Origin of the sequence: Sphingomonas natans, from assembly GCF_030546695.1 — a bacterium.
In the GTDB taxonomy this organism is placed as follows: Bacteria; Pseudomonadota; Alphaproteobacteria; order Sphingomonadales; family Sphingomonadaceae; genus Sphingomonas_I; species Sphingomonas_I natans.
In genome coordinates, this window is the sequence record NZ_JAUOTP010000006.1 from 194,593 (window position 1) to 206,678 (window position 12,086).

A 12,086-nucleotide genomic window follows, 5' to 3' on the forward strand; every position below is an offset into this window, starting at 1 on the left:
TTCCCTATTTCGGAAGCGCGAAGGCGACGACGGCGTCGCTGTTGATCGGACTATCGAGGAAGCTGCCGCCCGTCGCCACGACCGTGACGAACTGGCGGCCGTCCTGGCCCTTGTAGGAAACCGGCGTCGCGTGGGCGGATGCGTCGAGCTTGACCGTCCACACTTCACGGCCGCTCTTCGCATCGAAGGCGCGGAACCGGCTGTCGTCGGACGCGCCGATGAAGACGAGCCCGCTGGCGGTCGCGATCGAGCCGCCGATATTGGGGCGGCCGGTCTTGGCATTTTCCGCGGGCACATTGTCGCTGACGCCAAGCGGCACGTTCCAGACGATCTTGCCCGTCGCGACGTCGATCGCCGACAATTGGCCCCAGGGCGGCGCCTGGCACATCAATTTGGTCTCGGGCTGCGAGAAGCGCGCGCTCGGCTGGCCGCGCTCGAACGGGAGCGGCGATCCGGCGGCGGCGGGCACGAGCGATGTTACCTGCCCGAGCTCGTTCGTGTTGACGAACAGCAGGCCCAAAGCGGGATTGAACGACATGCCGCCCCAGTTCGCGCCGCCCTGCAGCCCGGGCAGGTTGATCGTCGTGCGGTTGAAGGCGACGGGCATGTAGATATCGCCCGACTTCATCTTGTTGTCGGCGATCCACTTGCTGCACCAGTCCTTCAGGCCCGGCGCGACATCGGCGATGTCGGTCTTCGGATCGAAATGCGTGCGGACGAGCGGTGGGGTCACGACCGGGAAGGGTTGCGTCGGCGAGGTCTTCTCGCCGGGCACGTCGCTCGGCGGGACTGCGCGCTCCTCGATCGGCAGGATCGGCTTGCCGGTCACGCGATCGAGCATGAAGAACAGCCCGCTCTTCGAGACGATGCCGACCGCGGGGATCGTCTTGGCCCCCTTCTTCACCTCGAACAGAGCGGGCGCGGCCTCGGCATCGCCGTCCCAGATATCGTGGTGGACGATCTGGAAATGCCATTTCAGCTTGCCCGTCGCCGCATCGAGCGCGACGACCGAGGTGCCGTACAGATTGTCGCCCTTGCGATCGCCACCATAGCGATCGAAGCTGGGCGCGCCGATCGGCAGATAGAGGATGCCGCGCGCGACATCGGCACTCATGAAGCCCCAATTGTTGACGCCCGTGCGATGCTCGGTGCTGCCCGGCTCCCACGTCTCATGGCCCGGCTCGCCGGCGCGCGGCACGGTGTGGAAGGTCCAGACGAGCTTGCCGGTGCGGACGTCCCACGCGCGGATGTCGCCCGTCGGACCCTTGGCCGGAAATTCGGGCGTGGCCGAGCCGGTGATGACGAGATCGCGCCACACGAAAGGCGGCGAGCTCATCCCGTAATAGCCGGGCTTCTCGCCCTGAAGGATTTCGGGGGTCTTGAGATCGACGATGCCGGCCATGCCGAAGCTCTCGGCAAAGGCGCCGGTCTTCGCGTCGAGCGCGACCAGCCGCCCGTCGCGCGTGCCGAACAGGATGCGCGCACCCGTCTTGCCGTCGCCCGGCCAATATTCGACGCCGCGCAGCGAGGGCTGGCCCGGGCCGGGTATCTCGCGCGCCCAGATTTCCGCGCCCGTCGTCGCATCCAATGCGACGACGCGGCTGTACGGCGTACTGACATACATGACGTTGCCGACGACGATCGGCGTCGTCTCGGACTGGGCGAAGCGGCTGCGCGGACGACGCATGCCGACGCCTTCGGCCGCGCGCTGCGCCGTCTCGACGGCGCCCTGCCCCGTCGCAGCGGGCGCCGCAGCGGCGTCCGCCGGCTTCATGTGATAGGTCCAGGCGGGTGCGAGCCTGCCGACATTGGCGGGCGTGATCTCGGCGAGCGAGGTGAAGCGCTGCGCGCCCTTGTCGTGCCCGTAGGTCGGCCAGTCGGTGCCGTCCTCGGCGAGCGCGGGCAGAGCGACGGCGGCGGCGAGCAACGCCGCGAGCGTGCGTTTGCGCATGCTCACTTCGCGGCAGGCCCGTGGGTCCGGGCGAGATAATCGACCATCACGTCATAATCCTTGTCCGAAATCTGCGCGCCGAAGCCGATCATCTTGTCGAGCGTCGCGCCCCAATCTTCCTTGCTCTTGTGCGCGGTCATGACCTGCCCGACCGGGTGGCAGGCGGCGCAGCTCTTCTGAATGAGCGCCGCCGTCGCGGCATCGGCGGCGGCGGTCGGCGTCTGCGCTCTCGCCGCACCCGGCAGGAGCATCAGAGCTACGGCAACGATCACGAAACGCGTCATGGTCATCCTTTTCGGTTCAGTCGCGCACACGGTCGGGCCGGGTCGATCGCGCCTGCACGGCGGCGGGGTGCGCCGCCAGCCAATCGAGCCGCTTGGTATCGAGCGGGACGACCTTCGCCGGCACGTCGAAATCCATCTTCACGTCGGTCTTCGCGGTCGTCGCTGGCCAGGCGAGCGCGGTCGTGCTCGGGCTGCCCGTCTCGGCCATCGCGATCAGCGCGCCGAGCATCTGGCCGGAGAGCATGCGATCGGCCTCCGTCCACGCCCGCGTCGGCCGCAGCATGTTATATTTGTCGAGCGTATTCAGCCAGTAAGGCATGTCCGACGTGTGATAGGCGCCGATCGTCGCAATGTCCTGATCCGCGATCTTCACGCCGGGCACGTAGGGGTGCTTGTGCGAATATTCGTCGACATAGCCGTTCACGCCGAGCTTCGACATGGCGAGCGCGCAACGGCGCGAGCTCGTCTCGAGACCGGCCATCGTCGCGTAGCGCTTGGCCTTGGCGGGTACCTCTGCATCGGTCGCGATCGGGAACAGCTTGAGATAGGCATCGGCATTGGCGCCGTAGAGCTGCTGCACGGCCGCCTTATATTCGGCGACGGTCTTGACCCGCGACAGTGGGCTCATGCCCGCATCGATATCGTCCTGATTGTAGCTGGCGATGATCGGCACGCGGGCGATGTCGCCCGACGCCAGCATCTCGCCATTCTGGCGCGGGATCACATAGCCGTCGACGATCGCGCCCTGGATGCGGACGCCCTCGACATGCGCGCCGACCTGCGTCTCGGACTGGACGGCGAGGATCCTGTCGGCGGGCAGCGCGCGCAGATCCTCGAGGCTCTTGGCGCCGAGCTTCTCCTGATAGGCAAGGCCGACCTTTTCCGCCTCGGACAGGGTCATCATCTGCCCGCCTCCGACGCCATCCGCGACGAAATTGCAGCCGCTCGACATCACCGCCGCGCGGAACAGCCCCTTTGCCATCGGATTGAACAGCTGGAGCGAGACCGAGCGCGCGCCAGCCGACTGTCCCATGATCAGCACCTTGTCCGGATCGCCGCCGAACTTGTCGATATTGGCGCGGATCCACTTGAGCGCGAGCGCCTGGTCCATCAGCGCATAATTGCCCGAATGGCCACCCTGCTCGGCGGTCAATTCGGGATGCGCGAGGAAGCCGAGCGCGCCGACGCGGTAGTTGAAATTGACATAGACCGCCCCGGCCTTGGCGACATTCTCGCCATCATAATTGGGCATGCCCGACGATCCGATCGTGAAGCCGCCGCCATAGATGAAGACGATCACGGGCAGCTTGGCGCCGGGCTTGGCGGTCGGCGGGGTCCAGACGTTCAGATACAGGCAGTCCTCGGACGAGGGCTCCTCGCCGAAATAGTGATTGATATTGTGCGGGCGGAGCACCTGGATGCATTCGGCGCCCTTGCGATCGGCATTGAAGATACCGTCCCACTTGACCGGCTTGGGCGCGGCCCAGCGCAGATTGCCAACGGGCGGCTCGGCAAACGGGATGCCGAGATAGGCGCGCACGCCCGACGACAGCATCGTGCCCGAGACGCGGCCGCTGTCGATCGCGACCGGATCACCCGAAATCGGGTTCATCGCGGCGGGCGCGGATGTGCCGGCGACGAACGTGGCAGCCAGCAAGGTAGCAAGAACCTTACGCATCGACATCTCCCTCAATTTTTTGGTTGGTCTGGGCGCGTAATGTCAGGTGGAAAACCGCGGACGGGCGGGGGCAAGCGAGGCGCGGCGACCATTTAGAAAAGGATCGCCGCGCCTGCTTCATCAGAACTTGGTCCGCACGCCGACGGTGATGACGCGTCCGATCGGGCTGGCCTGGAAGGTGTCGTAGCCGCTCGATCCGTTGAGCGTCGCGACATTGTAGAAAGGCGGATCCTTGTCGAACAGGTTGGTCGCATCGACGAAGATCTGCGCCTTCGAGATGAAGCCCTGCGGGATCGTGTAGGCGATGTGCAGATCGACCGTATTGTAGGCCTTCACCTTGTCGCCGCCGCCGGTCGGCACGCCCGCCGCGCTGCGCATGATCGGCGTCAGCGTGGAGGCGCTGTAGTTCCGGTAGCTGCCCGTATGGTTGAGGAAGGCATCGAACGAGAAGCCTTCATATTCCCAGCCGAAATTGGCGCGGCCCTGCAGCTTGACCGACGGGAAGGTCGTGTTGAAGCCCGTCGTGTTGAGCACGCTGAACGTGGGGCCGGTGCCGATCTGCTGATCGAATTTCAGCTCGCGCGTCAGCGCCACGCCGGCGGCGAATTTGCCGATGTTCGTGCTGCGGGTGTAGCTGATGTCCGCATCGATGCCGCTGACCGTGAGGTTCAGCACGTTGCGCTGCCGATAATTGTAGATGAAGAACTGGTTGGCAGGCAGCGCGCTCGTCTGCGGCAGGCCGGCCGTGGCGGCCGCCAGTTGGGCCGCGGTCGGCAGGATCGTCAGCAGCGGATAGAGTTCGGGCGAGTTGATCGCGAGCGACGGGATCGGCGCGGTGATGCCGCCCTTGATCCGGTTGTGCCAGTAGGTCGCGCTGATGCGCAGGCCGCGCGCGAACGTCGGCGTGAAATCGCCGCCGAACGAATAGGTCTGGCCCTTCTGCGGCTGCAGATCGGCGTTGCCGCCGTTGATCTGCACGCCGGTGATCGTTGCCGTGCCGATCGAGCAGATGCCGTTGGTGCAGGACACGCCCGGAATGTTGGCGACCTGCGGGAAGGCCGAGATCGGCACGTTGACCTGGCCCAGCGCATAATTGCCGTAGCCGGATTCGCCGGTGACGCCCGCCGCATTGCTGCCGCGGCTGGTGAGCGCCGGGGCGACGAACGACTTGGCGTAATTGCCGCGCAGCTTGAGCCCCTCGAACGGCTCCCAATTGGCCGCGAACTTCGGATTCTTGGTCGTGCCGAAGTCGCTATAATGATCGTAGCGGCCGGAGATGTTGGCGCTGAGCGACCGGATCGCCGGGACGCCCATCTCGGGGCTTACGATCGGGACGAGCACTTCGAGATAGGCGCTCTCGGTGGTGCGGCGATAGTTGAGGTTGGTCGTCGAGGAGCCGCTCGACGCCGGGCCGATGTTGAGCGGACGGGTGATGTCCTGCGCCAGCGTGTAGCGGATCAGCTCGCCGCCGAGCGCTGCCTTCACGTCGCCGGCCGGCAGCGCGAAGAGCGATCCGTCGATCTTCAGCGTGCCGTCCTGGATCGTCTGGCGCGCGAGCTGGGTGGTCGTGGAGTCGGTCAGCGCCGCGCGCACCGCCGCCGAGGTGCGGTTGGTGGCGAGCGCGTTCCACACGTCGAGGGCGGTCGCCGCGGTCAGCGGCAGCCGGGTCACGATCAGGCCGGTCGCGGGAACCGAGGCGGCGGTCAGGCTGCCCGTGCCGTTGGTCGTGCCGTTGAGCGCGAGATAGGCGCAGCTCGTGCAGAGCTGGCCCACATTCTGCTGCTTGCTGTTGTCGAAGCCGAACGTAGCGCCGGCGGTGATCCGCCAATTGTCGTTGAGCTTATATTCGGCGGTGCCGTGCGCGTAGAAATCCTCGGCGCGGCCTTCGATATAGGCGCCGGGGCCGAGCAGATCGTCCGCATTGAAGCGGATCGTCTCGGAGGTCGCCGCGCTGCCGGGCACGCCGACATAGAAGGGATTGGCCTGCGCGCCGGTTGCGAACACGGTCGACTGGACGCTGCCGCGCGTGACGGTCTGGCGATTGACGCGGTTCGAATAGACCGCGTCGGCCGAGAGGGTGAGCTTGTCGCCCACCTCCTGCGTGATCTTGAGCATCCCGTTATTGCGGATCTCGCGCGGGATGATGTCCGAATTGTCGCTGAAATCGCAGAAGGCATTGGCCTGCGCATTGGCGACGCCCGCACCCGTATAGGGATTGGCGTAGATGAGCGTGCTGCCGGTCGGCTGGATCGTCGCCGGCTGGCAGGCGAAGGTCGCGAAGTTGCTGCCCCCCTGCGACCGGTGATCGAAATTGGTGAAGTCGCGATCGGCCGCGCTCAGCGCGCTGCGGCGCGAATAGCTGTAGGCGAACAGCAAGGAGCCCGTGTCCCAGGTCTTCCCGGCAAGCAGGCTGCCATTGTAGGTGCGGTAATTGTCGCCATAGCCGAGCTGACCGTTGACCTCGATCCCGTCATAGCGGCGGCGGGTGATGAAGTTGATGACGCCGGCGACGGCATCCGAGCCATAGACCGACGAGGCGCCGTCGGGCAGTACCTCGACCCGCTCGATCGCGATCGAGGGGATGATGTTCGGATCGCCGAGCGCGTGATTGATGCCGCTCAGCGGGAAGCGGTGCCCGTCGATCAGGATCAGGGTGGAGTTCGAAGCCGAACCGCCGAGGCCGTGGATCGTCGGCGCGTTGGTGCCCGAGCCATCGGCCGATCCGAACGCGCCCTGCCCCGCCGAACCCAGACCGACGACCGCGGGCACCGACTTCAGCACCTGCTGGACGGACTGCGCGGGGGTCGCGTTGATCTGCGCTTGGCCGATCGAGATCAGATTGGAGCCGACCGGCGGCGCGCCACGGATGCTGGATCCGGTGACGATGATCTCCTTGGCGGCTTCGGTATCGACGCTATCGCCGCTTATGGGCGTCTGCGCGACGGGCGATTGTGGCGTCTGCGGGCCGGTCTGGCCGGTCGCGGCGGTTGCCAACAGGCCGAGCGCAGCTGCGCCGGACATGAGTGTGGCGCGGTTCAGTCCCTTCATCATTCTCTCCCGTTTTTATCTTGTCTGACAAGCTTTATGTACTATCGAGTTAGTGTCAATACGGACGTGCAAAATTCCCCGTCCGCGCTTCTTCCTACGGCGCGGCCACGACCCAGCGCATGACCATCTCGATCACGTTCCGACGACGGATCGCGATCATGTCGGGCGCTGCGATATCGGTGGCGAAAATCCGCGACAAAGTGTGGCGGTTCGAGACGTTGTAGAAGCACAAGGCCGAGATCGACATGTGCAGCTGGAAGGGATCGATATCCTTGCGGAACACGCCCGTCGCGATTCCGCGATCGAGCAGTCGGCGCAGCACATCGAGCACGGACTGCGCGCGCGACTCGATGCCGGGCACCTCGCCGATATTCTCGCCGCGATGGATATTCTCGACCATGACGAGCCGGACGAAATCGCTGTGCGACTGGTGATAGTCGAAGGTGGTGCCGATCAAGGTGGCGAGCGCGACCTGCGGGTCATCTTGCTCGAAGCCGCTCTGCTTCTCCAGTACGCGGATCTCGTTGTAGCGAAGGCCGAGAACCTCGCGGTAGAGGCCCTCCTTGCTGCCGAAATAATAATAGATCATCCGCTTGCTGGTGTTGGTCTGCGCGGCGATCTCGTCGACGCGGCTGCCGCTGAAGCCGTGCGTCGCGAAATGCGAGGCGGCGACTTCGAGGATGTCCGCGCGGGTCCGGTCGGGATCGTTGACGCGCCGGGAGGCGGCGGTGGCCGGACGTGCGACGGGAGCGGGCCGCGCCAATTTGCCCGCCGCCTTCGAAAGTGCCGTCGCCCGCGCCATCAGCCCACCTTTTCCCGCAACAATGCCAGGAGGTGTGTCTGCATCCGATCGGGATCGGCCGCCATCCCCGTGAAGATTTCCAGCGCGCGCGCCGCCTGGAGCACAACCATGCCGCCGCCATCGACCGTCCGGCAACCGAGCGCCCGAGCCGCGCGCAGCAGTTCGGTCTCGATCGGCACATAGATGATTTCGGCGAGCCACATTTCGGGCGACAGAGCGCGCGGCGAGATGGGCGTGCCCGGCAACTTGGCCATGCCGATCGGCGTCGCCTGGACGAGCCCGTCGACCTCGCCCAGCCGCGCTTCGGCGTCGGCGAAGCGCACGGGCAGCAACGTCGTCGATCCGCCGCTTAGCCGCGCGACGAGCTCCTCGGCCTTGTCGGCGTCGCGATCGATCACGAGCAGTTCGCGCGTGCCCATCCGGCACAGGGCATAAGCCGCCGCGGCCCCCGCCCCGCCCGCCCCCAGCAGGGCGACGGTATCGACCGCCGCATCGGGAATCGTGCGGCGCAGATTCTCGCCGAACCCCCACCAGTCGGTATTGTGCCCCTCGCGCGCGCCATCGCCGGCGAAGCGCACCGTATTGACCGCGCCCATCGCCTCCGCCTCGGGGCTCAGGCGATCGAGCAGGGGCATGACCGCCTGCTTCAGCGGGAAGGTGACGTTGCAGCCGGCGAAGCCCTCGGCCTGCATGCGATCGAGTATGTCGGGGAGCGCGGCGGCGCGCTTCGGTTCGGCCTCGATGTCGAACAGCCGATAGGAATAGTCGATTCCGATCGCGCGGCCCTCGGCCTCGTGCAGCGCGGGAGACAGGGATTGTCCGATCGATTGTCCAATCAGTCCCGTCAAGAAACGCTGCCGCAACGCCATGCTCATCCCCTCGCCGTGGAACTATGAACTATCTGGTTCATACGTCAATCATGTCAGGGAAGTTTTTCGCCCTCAGCGACGCCGTGCGCACCGATTTCGAGCTTCGGACAAGCGGATAGCGTTGTCCGACACGGCCAGTCGGGGGGTGGCCCCGCCTGCATTGCCGGACGCTGCGTCAGCAATCTTTGGATTCCGGACTGGCTAATTTTTGACGTCGAAAGGGATAAAGCCGAAGCTACGATGAGGAACGCGGATGGTTACACTAGCACTCTTGTTGGCCCAAGCTCCCGCTGCCCTCACTCTCTTGGAGGTCCGGCAGTTGTCATCGGCTGCGGCGGGCGACGCCATTCTGCGCGATCAGCGGCACGGCCCGGTCGATTCGGTGGAAGAACCTGCCGGCGGGATGAATGCTGCAGGCGTGAAAGATGTGCAGTTCGTAGAGCGGCCAACCGCCATAGGCTCAGCGTGCGTCAGAAGGCGTTGGACCGTGACGTTCCGCGCGGCGCCGGGGGCGGATATCAGCACTGCGACGAGCGAGGGCATGTACAATACGCAGGAAATATCCGGGTCTCGCAATGGCCTCTGCCCGGCCGGACGCTACGTGCACCTGGACCGAGGCGTTAGCGTAGACCGAGCGCGGGACGCGCTTGCGGGCCTCAAAGAAATCAGCACCGGAGTTCGCCGTGCACGGCTCCGATGCTCTGACACCACCTCTTCTGGCTTATGCAAAAATACCAAGTCCGTCCGTCTCGCCTTAGGAACGCTAACGCCGTGGTCAATCAGCCGTGAAGCAGGCGATCTGCTCATTCGACTGGGTGATCCGAATGACATCGTCACCGAAGCGCGCTTCAACTCAATCGGATCGTCCCAGGTCGTCGTGACTCGAAGGGTGCCGCCGCCGTTCTGATCTCATGTCGGATCTGAGCGCTCTGCCAATCATCCACAAATGCAGCGCGTGAGCGGCCACGAAGCCCAGCGATATTGCCGCGATCACGAGAATCTCAGCGCCTTCCTGCCCCGAGCGGGGCGTCGCGACGATGGTTGCGACCGTTAACCCGCAGAGGATGAGTCCCGCCAAGAGGGATGTGAAAGCAAGCGCTATCCGTCGCGGCGCGCTCCAGTTCACGGCACAGGACGCTGACCATTGCATCGGTAGCCGCCGCTCCCGCTTGAACCTCCGGTTCGCGTACAAGGACATGACGAGGAGCGCGCCGAGAGCAAGGACTGCAATACAGGCCTGAACCATTCGCTCTCCCCTCCGCGCCCAAATTAGCGGGAGCGGTGTTGATCGCAATTGACGCGCGAGCAGACCAGACTCTCGGTACCCGCTGAGGGCGGGAAGTGGGGGAAAGCAGTCGTGCGCTTGCCCTAGCCTGCTTTTGCGGGAGGGAGAGCCTCACCGCTCCAGAAGACGAGGAGTCTCATGTCGCGATTGGGGCGTCGATAGGCCGCCATGAAAAAGGCCCGGCGCCATCGACGCCGGGCCTTGCCCCTCTGGTCTGTTAGTGCGAGCCAAGCCGCGCTCGACCCGCCTCAGGCGGGTTCGACGACCTTGCCCGCATTGGCCGCCTCGGCGATGCGCTGCTCCAGCGCCGCCTGCTGGCGTTTCAATGCAGGCGGCAGGCGATCGCCGAAGCTGTTGAAATAGGCGCCGTTGCGCTCGGCCTCGCCCGCCCAGATCTCGGTATCGACCGAAAGCAGCATGTCGGTCTGCTCGGGCGTCAGGCTGAGGCCACTCAGATCGAGGCTGCCCTTCGTCGGCAGCAGCCCGATCGGGGTCGTCTCGGCATCGGCCTTGCCTTCAATCCGCTCGGCGATCCACTTGAGCACGCGCGCATTGTCGCCGAAGCCCGGCCAGACGAACTTGCCATTGCTGTCCTTGCGGAACCAGTTGACGAGGAACAGCTTGGGCAACACGCTCGGATCCGACGCCGCCGAGGCGCCGATGCGGATCCAGTGGTTGAAATAATCGGCAATGTGATAGCCGCAGAAGGGCAGCATCGCGAAGGGATCGCGGCGCAACTCGCCCACCTTGTTCTCGGCCGCCGCCGTTCCTTCGGACGCGATGTTCGCGGCCATATACACGCCATGATCCCAATCGAGCGCTTCGGTGACGAGCGGCACGGCGCTGGCGCGGCGGCCGCCGAACAGGATCGCCGAGATCGGCACGCCCTCGGGCGAATCCCACTCGTCCGCGATCGCCGGGCATTGCGCCGCGGGGACCGCGAAGCGCGCATTGGGATGCGCGGCGGGCTTGCCGCTGGCGGGATCGTAAGGCTGACCGGTCCAGTCGGTCAGGCCCTCGGGCGGCGTCTTGGTCAGTCCTTCCCACCAGACATCGCCATCCGCGGTGAGCGCGGTGTTGGTGAAGATCGTGTTGCCGCTGAGCGTGTCGATCGCATTCTTGTTGGTCGAAGGGCCGGTGCCCGGCGCCACGCCGAAGAAGCCCGCTTCGGGATTGATCGCGTACAGGCGACCATCCTTGCCGAAGCGCATCCAGGCGATGTCGTCGCCCACCGTCTCCGCCTTCCAGCCGGGGATGGTCGGCTCGAGCATGGCGAGGTTGGTCTTGCCGCACGCGCTGGGGAAGGCGGCGGCGACATAGTGGCTCGCGCCCTCCGGATTGGTGAGCTTGAGGATCAGCATATGTTCGGCGAGCCAGCCGTCGTCGCGCGCCATCACGCTCGCGATGCGCAACGCGACGCACTTCTTGCCGAGCAGGGCATTGCCGCCATAGCCCGAGCCGTAGGACCAGATTTCGCGCGTTTCGGGGAAGTGAACGATCCATTTCTCGTCGTTCGACGGCCAGGCCACGTCCTGCACGCCCTCGCTCAGCGGCATGCCGACCGAGTGGACGCAGCGGATGAAGAAGCCGTCGTCGCCCAGCATTTCGAGCACCGGCGCGCCCATCCGGGTCATAATCTTCATGGAAAGGACGACATAGGGGCTGTCGGTGATCTCGACGCCGATGATGCTCTTGTCCGATCCCAGCGGCCCCATGCAGAACGGCACGACATACATCGTGCGCCCCTCCATCGTGCCCGAAAACAGTCCGTCGAGCCGCTCGCGCATCTCGCCGGGCTCGGCCCAATTGTTGGTCGGGCCGGCGTCGTTTTCGGAGTCCGAACAGATGAAGGTCCGGCTTTCGACGCGCGCGACGTCACGCGGATCCGAGCGCGCATAGAAGGAATTCGGTCGCAACGCGGGGTTCAGCGCGACCAACGTGCCGGCTTCCACCAATTTATCGGACAATTCGTTCCATTCGGCGTCCGAGCCGTCACACCAGAGGACCGCGTCGGGCCGGACACGCGCGGCGACCTGCTCCACCCAATCGAGCAAGGCGCGGTGCCGGGTGGGCGTTCCTTCGACGGCGATGTTCCGCTCGTCCGCAGGCTGCATAAGCATATCGTTCTGTCCCTCTCCGAGGATGCGATTCTCGACGATCGCTATTCCT

7 protein-coding genes are annotated in these 12,086 nt (G+C 65.4%); all 7 read right to left on the minus strand.

Annotated features, from left to right (window positions below; genetic code table 11):
- Positions 1–4 precede the first annotated feature (4 nt).
- Entirely contained in the window at positions 5–1,951 is a 1,947-nt protein-coding gene (locus Q4F19_RS14425; protein ID WP_303543677.1) for a pyrroloquinoline quinone-dependent dehydrogenase, read from the minus strand.
- Positions 1,952–1,953: 2 nt separating this feature from the next.
- Positions 1,954–2,235 carry a hypothetical protein gene (locus Q4F19_RS14430; protein ID WP_303543679.1) on the minus strand — a complete coding sequence of 94 codons (282 nt, stop codon included), beginning with the start codon at positions 2,233–2,235 and terminating at the stop codon, positions 1,954–1,956.
- Positions 2,236–2,251: 16 nt separating this feature from the next.
- The gene (locus tag Q4F19_RS14435) at positions 2,252–3,913 is read right to left on the minus strand and encodes a carboxylesterase/lipase family protein (RefSeq protein WP_303543680.1); all 1,662 of its coding nucleotides are present in this window, start codon (positions 3,911–3,913) and stop codon (positions 2,252–2,254) included.
- A gap of 120 nt (positions 3,914–4,033) precedes the next feature.
- On the minus strand, positions 4,034–6,961 hold the full coding sequence (locus Q4F19_RS14440; RefSeq protein WP_303543681.1) for a TonB-dependent receptor domain-containing protein: 2,928 nt from the start codon (positions 6,959–6,961) through the stop codon (positions 4,034–4,036).
- A 94-nt stretch (positions 6,962–7,055) separates the two neighbouring features.
- Positions 7,056–7,763, minus strand: coding sequence for a TetR/AcrR family transcriptional regulator (locus Q4F19_RS14445; protein ID WP_303543682.1), 708 nt, complete (start codon positions 7,761–7,763; stop codon positions 7,056–7,058).
- Complete coding sequence (locus Q4F19_RS14450; RefSeq protein WP_341850195.1) at positions 7,763–8,638, minus strand: shikimate dehydrogenase; 876 nt, start codon at positions 8,636–8,638, stop codon at positions 7,763–7,765. The genes Q4F19_RS14445 and Q4F19_RS14450 overlap by 1 nt, the downstream gene beginning before the upstream one ends.
- A 1,527-nt stretch (positions 8,639–10,165) precedes the next feature.
- Positions 10,166–12,037 carry a phosphoenolpyruvate carboxykinase (GTP) gene (locus Q4F19_RS14455; protein WP_303543685.1) on the minus strand — a complete coding sequence of 624 codons (1,872 nt, stop codon included), beginning with the start codon at positions 12,035–12,037 and terminating at the stop codon, positions 10,166–10,168.
- Positions 12,038–12,086 lie beyond the last annotated feature (49 nt).

Excerpts from the sequence above, each read along its gene's own strand:
- Q4F19_RS14430 (WP_303543679.1), bottom strand. The coding sequence starts at position 2,235 with ATGACGCGTTTCGTGATCGTTGCCGTAGCTCTGATGCTCCTGCCGGGT.
- Q4F19_RS14425 (WP_303543677.1), bottom strand. The coding sequence starts at position 1,951 with ATGCGCAAACGCACGCTCGCGGCGTTGCTCGCCGCCGCCGTCGCTCTG.
- Q4F19_RS14445 (WP_303543682.1), bottom strand. The coding sequence starts at position 7,763 with ATGGCGCGGGCGACGGCACTTTCGAAGGCGGCGGGCAAATTGGCGCGG.
- Q4F19_RS14440 (WP_303543681.1), bottom strand. The coding sequence starts at position 6,961 with ATGAAGGGACTGAACCGCGCCACACTCATGTCCGGCGCAGCTGCGCTC.
- Q4F19_RS14435 (WP_303543680.1), bottom strand. The coding sequence starts at position 3,913 with ATGCGTAAGGTTCTTGCTACCTTGCTGGCTGCCACGTTCGTCGCCGGC.
- Q4F19_RS14455 (WP_303543685.1), bottom strand. The coding sequence starts at position 12,037 with ATGCTTATGCAGCCTGCGGACGAGCGGAACATCGCCGTCGAAGGAACG.
- Q4F19_RS14450 (WP_341850195.1), bottom strand. The coding sequence starts at position 8,638 with ATGAGCATGGCGTTGCGGCAGCGTTTCTTGACGGGACTGATTGGACAA.